Here is an 18,459-nt window from a genome sequence, read left to right as displayed (position 1 = left end):
GCCGCGCCCCCCGATGTTGGAGTCCCAGCGGTATCACCTGGACAGCAACACGACCTACGGCAACACGCAGGTTCTACTAGGGAAGCTGCCGCAGACCACGAACCGCCAGCCCGACGGCGGCCAGCCCGGGACGGTCGGGGCCCGCGCCAGGGCCAGGACCATCAGCACCGCGAGGAGCACGGACAGCCAGCGTCGGGCCAGCACCCACGGCACCACGCAGGCGCCGGCCGCGCAGCCCACGACGAGCAGGGCCAGGGCGGCGGGGGTGGTCGGCCACGCCCGGGACCCGCCGGGCAGTCCCGCGCCCACGTGTGCGACCCAGAGGATCACCTGCGCCGACCAGGCCGCGCCGAAGGCCAGGATCGCGGCGAGATGGCTGCTGACCAGCGAGCTGCCGGCCGCCGCGAAGCCGAGGACGGTGGCCGGACCGACGAACGGTCCCGCCACGGCGTTGGCCAACAGCCCAGAGGTACTCACGGTGCCGGACAGGGCCGCCACGGCCGGCAACGTGGCGAGGTGGGCGGCGAGGGCCAGGGCCAGGGGCTCGGCCACCACGCGCGGCGCCCAGCGTCCGAGGACGTCCGCCCATGGCCGCGACCACCAGATGATGCCACCGCTCGCCAGCACCGACAGGGCGAAGCCCCAGGACCGGGCCAGGAAGGGGTCCAGCAACAGCAGGAGAACCATCGCGACCGCGAGATTGCGGAGGCCGGCGCGACGGGAGCCCGACCCGAGCGCGGCCAGGGCCACCAGACCCATGGCCGCCGCTCGCAGGACGCTCGGCTCTGTCCGGCACAACGCCACGAAGACCACCACGGCGCCCAGCCCCACCAGCCGGAGCCACCAACCCCGGACGCCGAGCCAGCGGGCGGCGAGCAGCAGGAAGGCCAGCAGCAGGGTCAGGTTGGCGCCGGAGACGGCGGTCAGGTGCGTGAGACCGGTCGTACGGAACTCGGCCTGGAGCTCCGGCGTGAGTGCCGAGGTGTCCCCCAGCACCAGGGCCGGCACCAGCGCGCGCGGTTCGGGGCGACGGTGCTGAACCGACGCGCGCAGCCCCGACCGGACCCGCTCCACCAGCCGCAGCCCCGGTCCAGGCCGTGCCACCACCTCGGGCGGTCCTCGCACCTGGAGGCTCGCGGCCACGTCGTCACCGGGTTCGGCCGGTTGCAGCCGGCCGCTCAGCGCCACCGACGTCCCGACCGGCAGCCTGGCCCAGTCGCCGCCGGCCGCGCCGCTGACCCTCAGCAGCACGGGGGCCCGGACCCGCCAGCCGCTGCCCCGGCCCTGGAGCTCGCGCACCTCGACCCGCACCGTGACCAGGGGCGGCAGGGCTCCTCGGGCGGGGTAGCTGTGCGGGTCGCTGCGGATCAGCGCTCGCGCGCTCACCCAGGCCCCGTCGCGGGCCAGGTCGGCCGACGGTCCCGAGCCGAGCCGGTGCACCTGCCACGCGCCGAGGACCGCGCACACCGCCACCGTCACCGCGGTGGCCAGTACCCAGGGTCGAACGGCCCGGTCCCCCACGTGACCAGCGGCTCCGGACGACCGTCCACGCCGCCGGGTCCGGGTGCCGGCGGCGACCGCCGCCGCCCCGGCGACCGCCGCGGTGAGCACCGCAGCCGTCACCAGCCAGCCCCGGCCGCCGGTACCGATCCAGCAGGCGGCCCAGCCCCCGAGCGCCAGCGGCACCGTCCGCAGGTCGCGCCCGGTGGGTCCCGACTCACCAGCGGATCCTGGACCGTCGGTCGGCTCAGACACGGACATGTGGCGCGATCTCGGCGTAGGTCTTGGGGCCGATGCCGTCGACTTCCTGCAGCTCCTCGATGCGGCTGAAGCGTCCGTGAGCGGTACGCCAGGCGGCGATCTTGCCCGCCGTCACCGGGCCCACGCCCGGCAGCTCCTCCAGCTGAGCTTCGGTCGCGGTGTTCAGGTCGACCACCGCGCCGGTGTCCCCCGACCCGGCTCCGGTGGACCCCGTACCGGAGCTGCCCGGGCCGGAGTTCCCCGCAGAACCGGAACCACCGGCCGGACCACCCCGCACCTCTCCCGTCGGTCTGTCCGCCGTCCCGATCACCACCTGCTGGCCGTCCTGCAGCAGCTGGGCGAGGTTGAGGTCGCCGGGGTCGGCCTCGTGGCTGAAGCCGCCGGCCGCGTCGACGGCGTCCTGGACCCGAGCCGGGTCCTTGAGTGTCACCAGTCCGGGCTTGCGGACCGCACCCAGCACATGCACGACCACCCCCGCCGGCCCGGACGGTACGGCTGTGGCGGCGGGGCTGCCCGAAGTGGCCGGCGTCGCGGCGCCGGCCGGTGCGGGTGCGACCGAGCTGCTCGGTGTCGCCGGCACCGAGACCGTCACCGGCGAAGCCAGCGCCACCGGCCGGGCCCGGAGCATCGACCACCCGGCCCAGAGCAGACCGACCAGCAACAGCGCGCACACCACGACGAGGTGCCGGCGGCCGAAGCGGCGGGGCGGCGGCACGTCGTCGACGCCGACGAGCTCGGTGTCCAGCCACGAGCCGGACCCGGCAACCTCCGTCGGAGGGCTGGGCGCCACGTCCTCCGCCTCGTCCGCCGCCCGTCTCGGGGCGGTCTCGGCCAGCAGCCGGGCGAGTCGTTCGCTCACCGCCTGCAGGAGCAGGGGGTCGGCATCTCCTCGTCTGGGCACACCGGGACGTTAAGGACCGGACCGCCACCGTGCGCGCGGAAGCCGAGCCTGTGGATGACGACCGTGCACGTCGATCCTGGGGACAACCGGGGGGCCGGCGGTGCTGGACAGCTCGGGACAGCCCCGGAATGCGACAGTCGCCCTCAGACGACCGGCGAGACGACCACCCCGGCCGTCCCCGGACCGACGTGCACCCCCAGCACCGCGCTGACCTCGGCCACCACCGCCGGCTCCGGTAGGGAGGCCCGCGCCTCGAGCCGCTCAGCCAGCCGCCGGGCCGCGGGTTCGTCGTCCAGGTGGTGGACCGCGACCTCGACGGCCTCGCCCCGGACCCGGGCGGCCGAGACGGCGCCCGCCGCGAGCTCCAGGAGCCGGTCCAGGGCCCGCGACGTCGTCCGGACCCGCTCCAGCGACCGGATCCTGCCGTCGCGGACGGTCAGGATCGGTTTGACGGCCAGGGCGGAGCCCAGGGCGGCCGTGGCCGCTCCGATCCGCCCCCCACGGCGCAGGTGCTCCAGGTCGGCCACCGAGAACCAGGTCGAGGTGGCCGCCGCGCGTCGACCGATCGCGTCGGCCACGTCGGCGAGGTCGCCACCCTGCCTCGCAGCCCCGGCGCCGGCGAGTACCGCGAAGCCGGCAGCCATGGCGATCACCCGGGTGTCCACCACCCGCACCGGCAGGGCGACCTCGCCCGCCGCCAGCTCGGCCGCGGCTGCGGTACCGGAGATCCGGCCGCTGAGGTGGGCCGAGACCACGCCGCGGAAGCCCTCCGCGGCCAGCTCGGCGTACACCGTCCGGAACGTCTCGGCGGCCGGCCGCGAGGTGCTGACCACCCGTCGGGCACGAAGGGCGGCGGCGACCTCCGCCGGGCTGACGTCGGCCTCGGGTCGGCTCACCCCGTCGATCACCACCTGGAGCGGGATGACGCGCACACCCGTGCGTGTGGTGCTCCCGGGGGCGAGGGAGGACGTAGAGTCGGTCACCACCGCGACGCCCGCCACGCCGACAGCCTAGGGCTGTCGCTCCGGCGAGCAGCGACCGGCGCGGTGGAGCACAACCGAGGTGGGCGCCGCCCCCGAGCTCTACACCTGGGCGGAGGTAGTGACCGATGGGCCTGGACGACCGTCGCGTGTGGCGCGCGGCCCCCGGCACGCTCGCCGTCGTGATCGTCTTCGTGGTGGCCGCGGCGACCGCCGTCCCCGCACTGGCCTACCTGGTCTGGACCGCCGACGGCGGCTGGGTGGTCCCGGCGTTGCTGGGCACCCTGAGCCTGCTCGCGATCCTCTACGCCTGGCGTTTCGGGCTGCACCCCCGGCTGCGGGTCGACCGGGACGGCGTCACCGTGGTCAACCCGTTCTCCACCCACCACTTCGCCTGGGACGACGTCCGGGTGATCGCCCCCGGGGAGAACGGGCTGGTGGTCGCCTCCCCGGACGCGACGGCCGAGGCCTGGTGCGTGCAGAAGTCCAACTTCGCCGCGCGCCGCGGCCGCCTGACCCGGGCCGACCGGGTCACCAGTGAGCTGCTGGACCTGCTCGAGGAGCACGACCCGCCGCTGGAGGACGAGGAGACGGGGCTGCGGATCCGCCGGGCACGCCCCGACGAGAGCCGGCTGCTGACCCGGCTCGAGCGTGCCGCCAGCGAGGAGGCGCTCAGCCACCTCTTCCCGCCGGAGGAACACCCCTACCCGGTCACCGCGGTCACCCGCCGATGGCGCCGGCTGCTACGCGACCCCCGGGTGCGGATCTTCGTGCTCGAGCACGGCGACGACCCGGCCGGTTACGTGGCCTTCGACGACGACACCCTGCGACACCTCGGCGTCCTCCCCGACCACACCCGCCGGGGCTACGGCAGCGCACTGGGGGAGTTCGCCGTCCAGGAGATCTTCGACGGCGGCGCCCCGTGGGCCAAGCTCTGGGTGCTGGCCGGCAACGCGGGCGCCCGGGCCTTCTACGCCACGCTGGGCTGGACCGAGACGACCGACCGACGGAACAGCGAGTTCCCACCCGCCCCCCCCGAGCTGCGGCTCGAGCGGCGGAACCCGGCGGCGCCGCGGCGGGGCCGCTGATGCCGGCACCCGCTGTCGCCCGTGGTCCGGCGGCGAACTCGCCCACGCGGCGACGCGCTCCGCGGCCGCTGCTCGTCGCCGGCATCGCCTGTCTCGTCCCCCCGCTGATCGGGACAGTGCTGCGACTGGTGCCGCCCCGGGACGACGCGACGGCGCTCCTCGCCTCCTTCATCCCCTACGCGCTGCTCGGCTACGTCGTGGCGGCGGTGGTGTCCGCCGTCGCCCTCGTGTGGCCGAGGCGGCGGGTGGCAGCGGTCCTGACCCTGGTCTCGCTGCTCGGGCTGAGCCTGCACACGGCGTGGACCGTCCCCTTCTTCGTTCCCGACGGGCGGGTGGCGGCGTCGCCGACCTTCACCCTGCTCAGCCTGAACCTGTACAAGGGGCGCGCCGACCCCGACCAGCTGGTGGCCCAGGGCTCGGCCGCCGACGTCGTGGTCCTCGTCGAGGCCACGCCGGACGCGCTCGCGGACCTCGCGGCTCGGGGCTGGCTGGACCGCTTTCCCTACGCAGCGGGCGGCGCGGACGGGGTGCAGAGTGACACCGCCGTCTACTCCCGCTACCCCCTCCGGGACAGCGAGCTGCTGGGCACGACGTCCTTCCAGCAGTGGGTGACCACCGTCGAGACCCCGGACGCGGGCGCGGTCCGGCTGATGGCCGTCCACCCCTGCAACCCCTACTGCGGCCGTGGACTCTGGGCCAGCGAGCACGCCGCGCTGGCCCGGGTGGCGGCGGCGAACCTCGACCAGCCGCTGGTGGTCGCGGGCGACTTCAACGCCGTCGACGACCACGGCCCGATGCTCGACCTGCACCGGCTGGGCCTGGAAAGCGCCACCGACCTGGTCGGCGCCGGCTGGCTGCCCACCTATCCCGCCAACCGGCCGTTCCCGCCGCTGCTTCCGATCGACCACGTGCTCGTCGACGACCAGCTGACCGCCACCTCGATTCGACGGGTCCGGGTGGCCGGCACCGACCACCTCGGTCTGCTGACCACCCTCGCGCGGGCCGGCTGAGCCCACGTGTCAGAACTGAGTTGTCCCCTGGGGCAACTCAGTTCTGACAAGTCGGTGAGGGCCGGGGTCAGGCGGGGACGATGCTGACCAGCTTGGGGGCCCGCACGATCACCTTGGCGATCTCCCGACCGGCCAGGGCCCTCACCACGCCCTCCTCGGCCAGGGCCAGCGCCCGCAGCTGGTCCTCGGCGACGTCGGGGGCCACCTCCAGCCGGGCCCGGACCTTGCCCTGCACCTGGACGACGCAGGTCACGGACTCGGTCACGAGCAGGCTGGCGTCGGCGGACGGCCAGGCCGCGTCGGCCACCGAGGGGGCATGGCCCAGCCGCTCCCACATCTCCTCGGCCACGTACGGGGCGAACAGACCCAGCACCACCGCGACTGCCTCGGCGGCCTCCCGGACGGCCGGGTCGGCCGGTCCGACCCGTGAGTCGATGGCCTTGCGGGTCGCGTTCACCAGCTCCATCACCCGGGCGACGGCGACGTTGAACCGCTGCCCCTCCACCAGCTGCTCCAGGTCCGCCAGCAGCCGGTGCACCTCGCGGCGCAGCGCCGGGTCACCGGTGGCCGGGTCGGCGCCGGGCTCGCTGGTGACCTCGCTCGCCACCCGGTACGCCCGGGACAAGAACTTCAGCGAGCCGGCCGGGGACACGTCGGCCCAGTCGATGTCCTCCTCGGGCGGACCGGCGAAGACCACGGTCAACCGGACGGCGTCCACGCCGAACTCGTCGATCTGCGCGCCCAGGTCGACGCCGTTGCCCAGCGACTTCGACATGGACTTGCCCTGGTTGATCACCTGCCCCTGGTTCAGCAGCCGCTCCATCGGCTCGACGAAGTCGACGACCCCCATGTCGTGCAGCACCTTGGTGAAGAAGCGCATGTACAGCAGGTGCAGGATCGCGTGCTCGACGCCACCGACGTACTGGGTCACCGGCATCCAGCGCCGCACGTCCTCGGGGTCGAAGGGACCCTCGGTGTAGCCCGGGGAGCAGTAGCGGAAGAAGTACCAGGACGAGTCGACGAAGGTGTCCATCGTGTCGGTGTCCCGCTTCGCCGGGCCGCCGCACTGGGGGCAGGCGACGTTGACCCAGTCGGTCGCCGCAGCCAGCGGGGACGTGCCCTTCGGCGCCAGCGCCGCACCGGTCAGGTAGGGCAGCTCCACGGGCAGCTGGTCGTCCGGCACCGCGACCTCGCCGCAGGTCCCGCAGTGGATGATCGGGATCGGGCAGCCCCAGTAGCGCTGCCGGCTCAGCAGCCAGTCCCGCAGCCGGAAGGTGATCGCGCCGCGACCGGCGCCGTCGGCCTCCAGCCGCTCGATCATGGTCGAGACGCCGGCCGCCTTGTCGCTCAGCCCGTCCAGCGGTCCCGAGTTGACGTAGGTCCCGTCACCGGCGGTGGCCACCCCACTGACGGCCGGGTCCTCGGCGCCGGTGTCGACGACCCGCCGTACGGGCAGGCCGTGGGCCCGCGCGAACTCCAGGTCGCGGGCGTCGTGCGCGGGTACGGCCATGACCGCACCCGTGCCGTAGTCGGCCAGCACGTAGTCGGCGGCCCAGACCTCCAGCCGCTCCCCGTTGACGGGGTTGACGGCGTGCACGCCCAGGAAGACGCCCGTCTTGGGCCGGTCGGTGGCCTGGCGCTCGATCTCGGTGGCCCGCTGCGTCTGCGCCAGGTACGCCTCGAAGGCGGGGCGCTGCTCCTCGGCCACGATCTCGGCGGCCAGCGGGGCGTCCGGAGCGACGACGAAGAAGGTCGCGCCGTACAGGGTGTCCGGACGGGTGGTGAAGACGGTCACCGTCCGGTCCTCGGTTCCGGGACGCTCGATCGTGAAGTCGACGTGGGCGCCCTCGGAGCGGCCGATCCAGTTGCGCTGCATGGTCAGCACGCGGTCGGGCCAGCGGCCCTGCAGCTGGTCCATGTCGTCCAGCAGCCGCTGGGCGTACTCGGTGGTCTTGAAGTACCACTGGTTCAGCTGACGCTTGACCACCATCGTGCCGCAGCGCTCGCACGCACCCTGGACGACCTGCTCGTTGGCCAGCACGGTCTGGTCCTTGGGGCACCAGTTGACGTAGCTGTCCCTGCGGTAGGCCAGTCCGCGCTCGCGGAACCGCAGGAACAGCCACTGCGTCCAGCGGTAGTACTCGGGGTCGGAGGTGTGCAACCGGCGCGACCAGTCCACGCTCAGGCCGTAGCGCTTGAAGGAGGTCGCCTGGGTCTCGATGTTGGCGTAGGTCCACTCCGCCGGGTGGGTGTCGTGCTTGATGGCGGCGTTCTCCGCGGGCAGGCCGAAGGAGTCCCAGCCGATCGGGTGCATCACGTCGTAGCCGCGCAGCCGCAGGTAGCGGGCCGCGATGTCGGCCATCACGAACGCCTCGGCGTGACCCATGTGCAGGTCGCCGGAGGGGTAGGGGAACATGTCGAGCACGTAGGCCCGCTCGGCTGAGCCGTCGTCACGCGGCAGGAAGGTCTGGGCGGTCTCCCAGTACTCCTGCCAGCGCTGCTGCGCGGCGGCCGCGTCGTAGCCGCGCGGCTCGGACTCTGCGGTCAAGGCGGTCTCAGCAGAGGTTTGGTCCGACGTGATGGTGGTCGTGGCCACGATGTGCTCCTCCAGTTGCTCTCCGGGCCCAGGTGCGGGCAGAAAAAAACCCTCAGCCGGTGGTCGACGTGAGGGTGGCCGCGTAGGAAGTGCCTACGCGGCTAGCGAAGGAGAGCGCCATTCATGCCCACATCCTAGACCAGCGTGGCTGCCCGCGCCCCTCCGGTTTCCGTGCTCCGGATCCCAGCGCGCGAAAAGTGCGGACGGGTTGTAATGATCGGCTCGGAGCCGACGATATGAGGGGGGAAGCCGGACCCCTTACCTGAACCCCCGAGCAGGCATAGGGTCCGGCTTCGCTGTGTCCAGATGCTTCGCTGTGTCCGGATGCTTCCGCAGGCGGAGCGCCGGTCCCCGGGTAACGTGCGCGGGGTGACCCGCTGGAACGCCGAGGACCTTCGTGCGGCGACCCTGGGCCGGCAGTTTCCCGAACGGGTCGGCACCGGCCCCGAGGACGTGCTCGCGCTGTTCGCCCATCTCGGCCCCGTCCAGTCCCAGGTGCCTCGCGCGCCGTTCCTCACCGCGTCCTCGCGGGCGCCCGGCGGGGCCTATCCCACGGTGCGCGATCTGTTCGCCGCCTACCGGCTGGTCAAGACCAGCAGCCTGCGCGGGACCGTGCACACCACCGTCGCCGGCCAGTACGCCTGGGTGGACGCGGTGGCGCGCAACGTCCGGAGCCGGACGCTGGCTCGCGAGCTGGGCCTGACCCGCCGGACTGCCGCGCAGGTCGAGGCCGAGCTGGAGAGCTACGCCGACGTCGGGTGGCGAAGCCGGGCAGAGCTGGTGGCCCACCTGCGCTCGTGGCTCGTCGAGCACGAGTCGTCGACCAGCGCGACGCGGCTCACCGGCACCTACCGCGAGAACCTCGTCTGGGGGCACAGCGGGCTGCTCCGCCGCCCACCCGACGAGCGCTGGGAGAAGCGGACCGACGTTCTCCACCGCCGGGCGTCGGCCCTGCTCCCGGGGCTGGAGCCTGTGTCCCCCGCCGCAGCGCTGACCGAGCTGACCCGGGTGCACCTCCGGGCTGCGGGTCCCCTGACCCGGCGCGACCTTGCCTGGTTCAGCGGGTCCGGACTCGCTCAGGTGGACGCAGCCGTCGCCTCGCTGGGCGAGGAGGTCCTCCGGGGTCCCGGACCTGGCGAGGAGGAGTACGTCGACCTGGCCGAACCGCCGCCGGTGCGCTCCAGCGGGTTGGGTGTCCGGCTGCTGCCCGAGTACGACGCCCTCCTGGTCGGCTACCACCAGAGCCACCGCCATCGCTTCCTCAGCCCGTCCGAGCTGGACGCAGTCTGGTCGAAGGTCAACGGGCAGTGCGCGCCGCTGGTGCTGCACGACGACCGTGTCGTCGGCACCTGGCGGACGGTCGCGCGCGGCCGAGGCACGGAGGTGGAGGTGACCCTGCTGCCCGGGCACCGGGCACCGCCGGAGGATGAGCTAGGAGCTGCGGCGGGGGCGGCGGCGGCCGGGCTGGGCCTCGAGCTGACCTCGGTCGGGGTGCGGCGCTGAGTGGGCGCCCTTCGACGGGACAAGGAGTAGCGATCTGCCGCGTACTCGCGGCAGATCGCTACGCACTCTTCTCAGGAGGCGCGGCCGGCCGCGTGCTGCTGGGCAGCCCAGGCGCTCGCGACCATGTCGGTGAGCGAGTGGCTCATCGCCCAGCCGAGGTCGCGCGCCGCCAGCTCGCCGGAGGCGACGATCCGGGCCGGGTCACCGCCGCGCCGGGGGGCGATCACCGGGTCGAAGGCGATACCCGTGACCTCGGCGATCGCGTCCATGATCTCGCGCACGGACACGCCGTCGCCGCTGCCCAGGTTGTAGACGGGCTCGAGCGGCTGGCCGGCCTCGAGAACGCGGGCGGCGGCGACGTGGGAGGTCGCCAGGTCGGCCACGTGGATGTAGTCCCGGACGCAGGTCCCGTCCGGGGTCGGGTAGTCGTCGCCGTTGATCTGCGGCGTCCGGCCCTCGGTCAGCATCGACAGCACCACCGGGAAGAGGTTGTGCGGGCTGGTGTCGTAGAGCTCTGGGGTGGCCGATCCGACCACGTTGAAGTACCGGAGCGAGGTGTGCCGCAGCCCGGCCGCCCGCTCCTGGTCGGCCAGCAGCCACTCCCCGATCAGCTTGCTCTGCCCGTACGGTGACTCCGGCGAGGTCGCCGTCGCCTCCGTGACCAGGTCGACGTCGGGGGTGCCGTAGGTCGCGGCCGAGGACGAGAAGACGATCTGGTCGACGCCGACCGACTGCATCTGCTCGAGCAGCGTCGCCGTACCCGTCACGTTCTGCTGGTAGGTCAGCAGCGGCTTGGTCACCGAGACCCCGGCGTACTTGAACCCCGCCAGGTGCACCACGCCGGTCACGCCGTGCTCGACCAGCGCGTGCCGGACCAGGTCGCCGTCCAGGATGGAGCCTCGGACGAAGGGGACGCCGGCCGGCACGAACTCGGGATGCCCGCTGGTCAGGGAGTCGACCACCACGACCTCGGTCCCCGCCTCGCGGAACGCCCGCACCACGTGCGAGCCGATGTAGCCCGCCCCACCGGTCACCAACCAGGCCATAAGCCTCCTCCGTCGAGCGCTCAGCGTACCGGGCGGGAAGTCAGCGGCGACCGCGACGGTGAAACACCGGCGACACCGGGCCGCGCCAACTGTCACACGGACGTAACCAGCGGCTGTCTGGCCGCAACACGCGACCGCCAGAGTTCTTCTGACTCATCCCGCCCGGCGGATCCAGCCCCGCCGCGCGGTTGTCACTCCTCATCCGTTCACCGAAAGAAGCAACATGACACCACTCGAGATCGACACCGGTACCACCGCGTGGATCCTGACCTCATCCGCCCTGGTGCTCCTGATGACGCCAGGCCTGGCTCTGTTCTACGGCGGCATGGTGCGCGCCAAGAGCGTCCTGAACATGATGATGATGAGCTTCGGGGCGCTGGCCCTCATCTCCGTGCTCTGGGTGCTCTACGGCTACTCGATGGCCTTCGGCGACGACAAGGGCGGCGGCCTGGTCGGCGACCCGCTGCAGTACCTCGGGCTCAAGGGCCTGATGAGCACCGACAACACCGTCACGGTGGTGGCGGACCCGGAGCAGATCGGCACCTACCCGGCCATGGCCTTCGTGGCCTTCCAGGCGGTGTTCGCGATCATCACGGTCGCCCTCATCTCCGGCGCCATCGCCGACCGGGCCAAGTTCTCCACCTGGATGGTCTTCTCGGGCATCTGGGCCTCGGTGGTCTACTTCCCCGTTGCCCACTGGGTCTTCGACTTCTCCGCCGGCGAGCACGTCGGCGGCTGGATCGCCAACAACCTGAAGGCGATCGACTTCGCCGGCGGCACGGCGGTGCACATCAACGCCGGTGTGGCCGGCCTGGCCCTCGCGATCGTGCTCGGCAAGCGGGTGGGTTGGCGGCGCGACCCGATGCGGCCGCACAACCTGACCCTGGTGATGATCGGTGCCGGGCTGCTCTGGTTCGGGTGGTTCGGCTTCAACGCCGGCTCGGCCGTGGCCGCCAACGGCGCCGCCTCGACCGTCTGGGTGAACACCATGGTCGCCACCGGGGCGGCCGCGCTGTCCTGGCTGGTCACGGAGAAGATCCGCGACGGCCACCCGACCTCGCTGGGCGCGGCGTCCGGAGTGGTGGCCGGCCTCGTCGCCATCACCCCGTCCTGCTCCTCGGTCTCCCCCATCGGGGCGATCATCGTCGGGCTGGTGGCGGGCGCGCTGTGCGCCGTGGCCATCGGCCTGAAGTACAAGCTGGGCTACGACGACTCGCTCGACGTGGTCGGCGTTCACCTGGTCGGCGGCCTCTGGGGCACCCTGTCGGTCGGCTTCCTGGCCAACGCCGACGCCCCGGCCGGCGTGGACGGGCTCTTCTACGGCGGTGGGCTCGACCAGCTCTGGCGCCAGGCCGTCGGCGCCCTGGCCGTCCTGCTCTACAGCTTCATCCTGACCCTGGTCATCGGGTTCGCGCTGCACAAGACCCTCGGCTTCCGCGTCGCGGAGGAGGACGAGATGGAGGGGATCGACAGCACCGAGCACGCGGAGACTGGTTACGATCTGGGCAACCTCACCTCCAGCCTGCGGGGAGCGCTCGCGGGCAGCAGCCCGCGCCGTGCAGAAGAGGGCCACAACCATGACGAGGAGGTGACGGCATGAAGCTCGTGACCGCGATCATCAAGCCGCACATGCTGGACGAAGTGAAGACCGCGCTCGAGTCCTTCGGTATCGAGGGCATGACGGTGAGCGAGGCCAGCGGCTTCGGCCGCCAGCGGGGGCACACGGAGGTCTACCGGGGGGCGGAGTACACCGTCGACCTGGTGCCCAAGGTGAGACTTGAGGTGCTCGTGGACGACGAGGATGCGAAAGACATCATCGACGTCCTGGTCAAGAGCGCCCGGACCGGCCGAATCGGTGACGGCAAGGTCTGGTCGGTTCCCGTGGACGACATCGTCCGCGTGCGAACCGGAGAGCGCGGGCTGGACGCGCTCTGAGGCGTGACCTGACCAACGAGCGTCTCAACGTCGCGATCCGGTCCCCGTGGTTCTCCACGGCAGGGCCGGATCGTCGGCGTTCGGTCACCTCGTGCGTCGAGGACGCCCTCGTCGGGCTCTACGCCGAGGTCGCCGGACCGGCTTCGGGCACTGCGCTGGCCTGCGTCGGCAGCCTGGCCCGCCGTGAGCTGGGTCCCAGGTCCGACGTCGACCTGGTCCTGCTGCACGACGGCCGGGACCCGGCCGCCACCGACCGGCTGGCCGGTGAGCTCTGGTACCCGCTCTGGGACTCCGGGGTCCGGCTGGACCACTCCGTCCGTACCCCCGCCGAGTGCGCCGATGTCGCAGGTCAGGAGCTGAGCGCGGGGGTCGGCCTGCTGGACCTGCGACTGGTCGCCGGCGACGCCGCCCTGGTCAGTGGGGCCCGGACCGCCCTGCTGAGTGCCTGGCGCAGCAACGCGAGGCGTCGGCTACCGGAGCTGCTGTCCTCCGTCGACGAGCGGCTGGCCCGCTTCGGGGACGCGGCCTACCTGCTCGAGCCGGACCTCAAGGAGGCCCGCGGCGGGTTCCGCGACCTGGCCATGCTGCGGGCGCTCGCAGCGACCTGGCTGACCGACCGGCCCCACTCGGGGGTGCGGGACCCCTACGACCAGCTGCTCGACGTCCGCGACGCGCTGCACGTGAGCTCGGGCCGGGCGCTGGACCGGCTGCTGGCCAGCGAGGTGGACGCCGTGGCCACGCAGCTCGGCTACCCCGAGCGCGACGCCCTGCACCGGGCGGTCAGCCTGGCGGCCCGGCGGATCGGTCACGCGGTGGACCTGACGGTGCGCTCGGCCCGGCAGGCCGTACCGCAGCGCCGGGTACTGAGCTTCGCCCGGCGGGAGCGCCGGCCGGTCTACGCCGAGGCCGAGCACGGACTGATCATCCACTCGGGCGAGGTCGGGCTGGCCAGCCTGGCCAGCGCGTCGTCGCCGACCACCGGCCTGCACGCCGGAGCGCTCGCCGCCTCGCGCGGGCTGGTCCTCTCCCCCGTGACCGCGGAGAACCTGGGCCTACATGCGCCGCCCCTACCGACGCCATGGCCCGGCGACGCCCGCGAGGCCTTCCTGGAGATGCTGTCGACGGGCGCCCAGCTGGTGCCGGTCTGGGAGGCGCTCGACCTCGCCGGCTGTATCGCCCGCTGGATCCCGGACTGGGAGCCGATCCGGGCCCAACCCCAGCACAACCCGATCCACCGGCACACCGTCGACCGACACTCGGTCCAGACGGCGGCCGAGGCCCAGCGCCACCTGACCCAGGTGGAGCGTCCGGACCTGCTGCTGCTGGCCTGCCTGTTCCACGACATCGGCAAGCTGCCGGGCGCCGGCACCGACCACGCCGCCGTCGGGGCGCCCATCGCCCGGCGATGCGTGCTCGCCATCGGTCTCGACGACGAGGACGCCGACGTGGTCGAGCTGCTCGTCCGCCACCACCTCACCCTGGCCTCGCTGGCCACCAAGCGCGACCACGCCGACCCCGTCACCCAGCAGGCGCTCGTCGACGCGGTGCAGGGTCGGACCGAGGTGTTGGACCTGCTGCGCTACCTCACCGAGTCCGACGCCCGCGCCGCCGGCCCGGCGGCCTGGTCACCCTGGCGCGCGTCGCTGATCGACAGCCTGGCCGAGCAGGTCCGGACCCTGCTGGAGGCCGACGACCCCCGGACCGACGGTGCCCGGGCCGAGGCGCGCCGCCAGGCCGACGTCGCCCGGCTGGTCGACGTCGGGCTCGCCCGCTCGGTCGCCCTCGACGGCCGCCCCCGCGTCCGGGTCCAGAGCCGACCGGGCGGGGTGGAGCTGCTGGTCGCCGCGCGGGACCGGCTGGGGCTGTTCAGCGAGACCGCGGGACTGCTCGCCGCCAACGCGGTGCAGGTGCGGTCGGCCGTGCTGCACACCCTCGACGGCGTCGCGGTCAACACCTGGCGGGTGGACAAGCAGGCCCCCGCCGACCTGCCGGACCCCGCCTTCCTCGTCCAACAGCTGGAGCGGCTCGAACAGGGCGACCGTGCGGTGCTGGAGACGGTACGGCGCCGCGAGGCCCGCGCCCACGGCTCCGGCTCCCTGTCGGAGCCCTGGATCGAGCTGGTCCGGGGCGCGAGCGAGTCGGCCACCGTGGTGGAGGTCCGGACCACCGACCGGCCCGGCCTGCTCTACGCCCTCGGGCACGCGGTGGCCGCGCTGGAGCTCTCGATCCGCTCCGCCCACGCGAGCACGCTGGCCGGGCTGGCCATCGACACGTTCTACCTGACCGAGGCCGACGGCACCCGTCCGGACGCCGCCCGCGGCGCCGCGGCGGTCCAGTCGCTGGCCCGGGCCGCCGGGCGGGACGCCGCAGCGGCCCATGTCACCGCGAGCTAGTGGCACCCGCGGCCGCCGGACCCTGGTCCCGAGCGAGCAGGTCGTCGACCTCGGCCGCGGTCGGCGGCTGCGCTCCTTGACGGGAGCAGACGATCGACGCGGCCGCCGCACCCCGGCGTAACGACTGCTCCAGGTCGAGCCCGCGGCCGACGTGACCGTCCAGGAAGCCGGCCATGAACGTGTCACCGGCACCGACGGTGTCGACGACGGTGGTGGGGAAACCCGCCACCCGGGTCACGCCACCCCCGGGCGCCACGGCCGCCCCCCCACCGGCCCCGAGCGTCACCACCGCCAGTCCCAGGCCGTACTGCTCCACCCAGCCGGCGGCGACCTCGACCGGGTCGCCACTCAGCCCGGCCCGGGCGAGGAAGCGGATGTCCTCGTCGCTGGCCTTCACGATGCCGGCCCGCCGACCGACCGCGACCAGCCAGGGCTGGACCTTGCTCCAGTAGACCTCCGGGTCGGAGATGACCGTCGGCCGCACGTTGACGTCGTAGGAGACACCGGACCGGACAGTGCTCATCCAGTCCAGGAGCACCTCCGCCCCGGGGCTGACCACGCAGGACAGCGAGGCGATGTGCAGCCAGTCGTCGGCGCCCAGAGCCGGCAGGTCGTCGGACTGCCAGCCGAAGTTGGCGGTGCCGTTGAAGTGGAAGGTGTAGCTGGCCACCCCCTCGGCGTCCAGGCTGACCACCGCGATCGAGGTCGCCTGCGAGGACTCGGTGGCGAGGTCCAGGCCCACGCCGGCGCGCGTGATGTGGTGCCGGAGCTGCACCCCGAAGGAGTCGGTGGACAGCCGGCCCAGGAACTGGGTGTCGTTGCCGAGCCGGCCGAGGGCGACGGCGGAGTTCATGGGACCGCCGGCGGACAGGGCGAGCCAGCTGGAGCGGAAACTGTCGTCGGTGTCGGACCGGTCCTGGACCAGGTCGATCAGGGTCTCCCCGCACACCACGAAGCGCGTCATGGGGAGAAACCTAGTGGTCACCACGGAAGTCCAGCGCCCCGACGTCCAGGTCCAGTGACGGCGGCCCGGGGGTGCGCCGCTACTGCACCCCCGGCAGCCCCGCGACTGCGCCCACCTCCTGCCTCAAGCTCTCGGCCAGCTCGTCCCAGTAGCGCGGCGGCAGGGCACGGTCGCTGATGTCGTCCAGCACGGCGGCCAGGGTGTACTGCGGATCGAGCTGCTGCATCCGTTCGGCGCAGCAGTTCTGCAGCGCACCCTGGCCGGCGATCCACGCGGTCACTCCGAGCAGCCCCAGCGGTCCCAGCGCCAGCGAGGCGGGTGCAGTGGCCACCGTCCGGGCCCAGACGCGCAGGTGGTCCTCCACCTCGTCCCGGGTCACCATGGACCAGGCCACGTCCCGCACGACCAGGTCCGCGGCCAGCACGGCCAGCAGTAGACCCTCGTCCTCGTCCGGACCCTGCGCGTCCGCGCAGCAGTGCTGGACCGTCTCCGCCATCAGCGCCGCCCGTTCCTCCCGGCCCAACGCCTCGACCTGCGTCGCCACCACGACCGCGCGGTCGGCCAACCGGGCCTCCTCGGCCTGTCCGGGACCGCCCACCTGCCGTTGCAGCTGACCCCGTCCGGGCTGCACGCTCATCCCGGCGTAGACCGCCTCGGCGGCCAGCGGGTGCGAGCCAGGGTCGTACGGGGTCCCCTCCGCCGGACAGCAGCCGCTCGAGCAGGTGAGCGACCACCAACGGCCGCCGGAGACCAGCAGGCTCTCGCGCACCGGCACCGTCACCTGCCGGGCGAGCCGTTCCAGCACGAGCCGCGCGTCGGCGTCCTCCTTCCCGTAGCCCGCGAGCACCAGCTCGTCGGCATCGTGCTGCGCGCCCAGACCGACGAGCTGTTCCGCGAGGCTGTCCGCCAGGCACGGCGGCGGCAGGTCCATCCGCGCCGTCAGCAGTACCCGTCCGCGCGCGGAGAAGATCACCACCACCGACTCCTCCGGGTGGAAGCCCAGCAGATAGGGGATCAGGGCGAGGAAGTCGGCGGGGCGTCGTACCCGCAGCCGGGTCGGTGCGGCCGGGCGAGGGTCTGGTCGTCTCATGTCGAGAGGATCAGGACGCAAGGTGCCGGTGTGCGCGTCGGTCCGTGATCTGTGGACGACCAGAAGACAGCCGCAGGCTGTGGACAAGTGGACAGGTCAAGGGCCACGGACGGGTGGGTCGGCCGGGGCAGGCCCGTCCCCGGCGGCCTATCCTCTGGCCATGGCTGAACTCACCGCTCGCGACGTCCGGGGCTGGGAGGTCCTCCGGCTGACCAGTGACCAGGTGAGCGTCGACGTGGTGCCGGCTCTGGGCGGCACGGTGACCGACCTGACGCGGCGCGCGGACGGCGCGTCGCTGCTGTGGTCCACCCCCTGGGGGCTGCGGCACCGGGGCTCGCTCCCGGTACCCGGCAGCTCGGAGGCGGTGATGCTCGACAGCTACCCGGGCGGCTGGCAGACCCTGTTCCCCAACGGCGGTGACACCGCCGTGGTGCACGGCGTGGAGTGGGGCCACGACGGCGAGGCGCGGGTCACCTGGCTGGAGTGGGAGCTGCGCGACGGTGCGCTGGAGCTGACCGGCCGGCTGGTCCGCTCGCCCTTCGCGCTGACCAAGACGGTCCGGGTCGAGGACGACACGGTCACGGTGACCGAGCACGTCACCAACCAGGGCGGCGAGCAGGTCGAGGTGATGTGGGGCTCCCAGCTCGCGTTCGGCGGCGACCTGATCGGGCCGGGCACCAGCCTCAGCACGTCCGCCAGCGTCGTCCGACCGGACCCGCGCACCAGCAGCGGCGCGAGCTATGAGGACCTGATGCCGTGGCCGCGCTCGCACGGCCCGCACTCGGTGGTCAACCTCTCCCGGCTGCCCGGCCCTGACGCCGGGGAGTCCCGGCTGGCCTACCTCAGCGACTTCGGAACGCCGACCCTCACCGTGCTGAACGCGGCGGGCACGCTGGGCGTCGACCTCACGTGGGACGAGAGCCGGCCCTACCTCTGGTACTCCCTCGAAGCGGGCGGGCGGGACGGCTTCCCGTGGTTCGGCAACGGCTACTTCCTCGCCCTCACCCCGTCGAGCAGCTGGCCGGCCCACGGCCTGCACGAGGTGCGTCGGACGTCCGCGACGGCACGCTGGGCCCAGCCGGGGGAACAGCTCAGCAGCCGGGTGAGCGTCCGCGTCCACCCGGACCGGAGCACCCGGCCGGCTGACGGGTAAGGCTGGACGCGTGAGGCTAGACACGCCTACGTGGCGGCC

The 18,459-nt window shown here is 73.2% G+C and carries 14 protein-coding genes; 7 read left to right on the top strand and 7 right to left on the bottom strand.

Annotation, left to right across the window (positions count from 1 at the left end; all coding sequences use genetic code 11):
• Positions 1-54: 54 nt before the first annotated feature.
• From ACFE7W_RS07870 to ACFE7W_RS07860, 3 genes are all read right to left on the bottom strand, one after another.
• Positions 55-1,761, bottom strand: coding sequence for a ComEC/Rec2 family competence protein (locus ACFE7W_RS07870; protein WP_375424187.1), 1,707 nt, complete (start codon positions 1,759-1,761; stop codon positions 55-57).
• Positions 1,748-2,662, bottom strand: coding sequence for a helix-hairpin-helix domain-containing protein (locus ACFE7W_RS07865; protein WP_375424186.1), 915 nt, complete (start codon positions 2,660-2,662; stop codon positions 1,748-1,750). The genes ACFE7W_RS07870 and ACFE7W_RS07865 overlap by 14 nt, the downstream gene beginning before the upstream one ends.
• 143 nt (positions 2,663-2,805) lie before the next feature.
• A complete protein-coding gene (locus ACFE7W_RS07860; RefSeq protein WP_375424185.1) occupies positions 2,806-3,663 on the bottom strand; it encodes a DegV family protein in 858 nt (285 codons plus the stop codon).
• Between the two features lie 107 nt (positions 3,664-3,770).
• On the opposite strand from ACFE7W_RS07860, the gene ACFE7W_RS07855 reads away from it, so the two are divergent.
• The gene (locus ACFE7W_RS07855; RefSeq protein WP_375424184.1) at positions 3,771-4,730 is read left to right on the top strand and encodes a GNAT family N-acetyltransferase; all 960 of its coding nucleotides are present in this window, start codon (positions 3,771-3,773) and stop codon (positions 4,728-4,730) included.
• A complete protein-coding gene (locus ACFE7W_RS07850) occupies positions 4,730-5,740 on the top strand; it encodes an endonuclease/exonuclease/phosphatase family protein (protein ID WP_375424183.1) in 1,011 nt (336 codons plus the stop codon). Before ACFE7W_RS07855 ends, ACFE7W_RS07850 begins: the two co-directional genes overlap by 1 nt.
• Positions 5,741-5,807: 67 nt before the next feature.
• Here ACFE7W_RS07850 and leuS read toward each other — a convergent pair whose 3' ends face one another.
• Positions 5,808-8,288, bottom strand: coding sequence for a leucine--tRNA ligase (gene leuS / locus ACFE7W_RS07845; protein ID WP_375424235.1), 2,481 nt, complete (start codon positions 8,286-8,288; stop codon positions 5,808-5,810).
• 417 nt (positions 8,289-8,705) lie between these two features.
• Here leuS and ACFE7W_RS07840 point away from each other — a divergent pair, with 417 nt between their 5' ends.
• Positions 8,706-9,839 (top strand): DNA glycosylase AlkZ-like family protein, encoded by a 1,134-nt coding sequence (locus ACFE7W_RS07840; protein ID WP_375424182.1) that lies wholly within the window; start codon positions 8,706-8,708, stop codon positions 9,837-9,839.
• A 71-nt stretch (positions 9,840-9,910) separates the two neighbouring features.
• Here the strand turns inward: ACFE7W_RS07840 and galE are convergent, their stop codons facing one another.
• Positions 9,911-10,885 (bottom strand): UDP-glucose 4-epimerase GalE, encoded by a 975-nt coding sequence (gene galE / locus ACFE7W_RS07835; protein WP_375424181.1) that lies wholly within the window; start codon positions 10,883-10,885, stop codon positions 9,911-9,913.
• Between the two features lie 223 nt (positions 10,886-11,108).
• Between galE and ACFE7W_RS07830 the strand changes: the two genes are divergently transcribed.
• The 3 genes from ACFE7W_RS07830 to ACFE7W_RS07820 are packed head-to-tail and all read left to right on the top strand — an operon-like array spanning position 11,109 to position 15,213.
• Positions 11,109-12,485: an ammonium transporter gene (locus tag ACFE7W_RS07830; RefSeq protein WP_375424180.1), complete on the top strand. Its 1,377-nt coding sequence runs from the start codon at positions 11,109-11,111 to the stop codon at positions 12,483-12,485.
• Positions 12,482-12,820 (top strand): P-II family nitrogen regulator, encoded by a 339-nt coding sequence (locus ACFE7W_RS07825; RefSeq protein ID WP_091413825.1) that lies wholly within the window; start codon positions 12,482-12,484, stop codon positions 12,818-12,820. The genes ACFE7W_RS07830 and ACFE7W_RS07825 overlap by 4 nt, the downstream gene beginning before the upstream one ends.
• Positions 12,754-15,213, top strand: a complete 2,460-nt coding sequence (locus ACFE7W_RS07820; RefSeq protein ID WP_375424234.1) for a [protein-PII] uridylyltransferase — start codon at positions 12,754-12,756, stop codon at positions 15,211-15,213. Before ACFE7W_RS07825 ends, ACFE7W_RS07820 begins: the two co-directional genes overlap by 67 nt.
• Here ACFE7W_RS07820 and ACFE7W_RS07815 read toward each other — a convergent pair.
• Positions 15,200-16,177 carry a PfkB family carbohydrate kinase gene (locus ACFE7W_RS07815; RefSeq protein WP_375424179.1) on the bottom strand — a complete coding sequence of 326 codons (978 nt, stop codon included), beginning with the start codon at positions 16,175-16,177 and terminating at the stop codon, positions 15,200-15,202. The genes ACFE7W_RS07820 and ACFE7W_RS07815 overlap by 14 nt on opposite strands.
• Positions 16,178-16,256: 79 nt before the next feature.
• Positions 16,257-17,267 carry a DUF4192 domain-containing protein gene (locus tag ACFE7W_RS07810; protein WP_375424178.1) on the bottom strand — a complete coding sequence of 337 codons (1,011 nt, stop codon included), beginning with the start codon at positions 17,265-17,267 and terminating at the stop codon, positions 16,257-16,259.
• Positions 17,268-17,427: 160 nt separating this feature from the next.
• Here ACFE7W_RS07810 and ACFE7W_RS07805 point away from each other — a divergent pair, with 160 nt between their 5' ends.
• The gene (locus ACFE7W_RS07805) at positions 17,428-18,420 is read left to right on the top strand and encodes a DUF4432 family protein (RefSeq protein WP_375424177.1); all 993 of its coding nucleotides are present in this window, start codon (positions 17,428-17,430) and stop codon (positions 18,418-18,420) included.
• Positions 18,421-18,459 lie beyond the last annotated feature (39 nt).

Source organism: uncultured Friedmanniella sp., assembly GCF_964244285.1.
Taxonomy (GTDB): domain Bacteria; phylum Actinomycetota; class Actinomycetes; order Propionibacteriales; family Propionibacteriaceae; genus Microlunatus.
This window is presented reverse-complemented; position numbering and strand designations above follow the sequence as displayed.

Bases quoted from the DNA above. Each gene is read 5' to 3' on its own strand.
- ACFE7W_RS07870 (WP_375424187.1), bottom strand. From the start codon at position 1,761: ATGTCCGTGTCTGAGCCGACCGACGGTCCAGGATCCGCTGGTGAGTCG.
- ACFE7W_RS07855 (WP_375424184.1), top strand. From the start codon at position 3,771: ATGGGCCTGGACGACCGTCGCGTGTGGCGCGCGGCCCCCGGCACGCTC.
- ACFE7W_RS07850 (WP_375424183.1), top strand. From the start codon at position 4,730: ATGCCGGCACCCGCTGTCGCCCGTGGTCCGGCGGCGAACTCGCCCACG.
- galE (WP_375424181.1), bottom strand. From the start codon at position 10,885: ATGGCCTGGTTGGTGACCGGTGGGGCGGGCTACATCGGCTCGCACGTG.
- ACFE7W_RS07830 (WP_375424180.1), top strand. From the start codon at position 11,109: ATGACACCACTCGAGATCGACACCGGTACCACCGCGTGGATCCTGACC.
- ACFE7W_RS07825 (WP_091413825.1), top strand. From the start codon at position 12,482: ATGAAGCTCGTGACCGCGATCATCAAGCCGCACATGCTGGACGAAGTG.
- ACFE7W_RS07815 (WP_375424179.1), bottom strand. From the start codon at position 16,177: ATGACGCGCTTCGTGGTGTGCGGGGAGACCCTGATCGACCTGGTCCAG.
- ACFE7W_RS07810 (WP_375424178.1), bottom strand. From the start codon at position 17,267: ATGAGACGACCAGACCCTCGCCCGGCCGCACCGACCCGGCTGCGGGTA.
- ACFE7W_RS07805 (WP_375424177.1), top strand. From the start codon at position 17,428: ATGGCTGAACTCACCGCTCGCGACGTCCGGGGCTGGGAGGTCCTCCGG.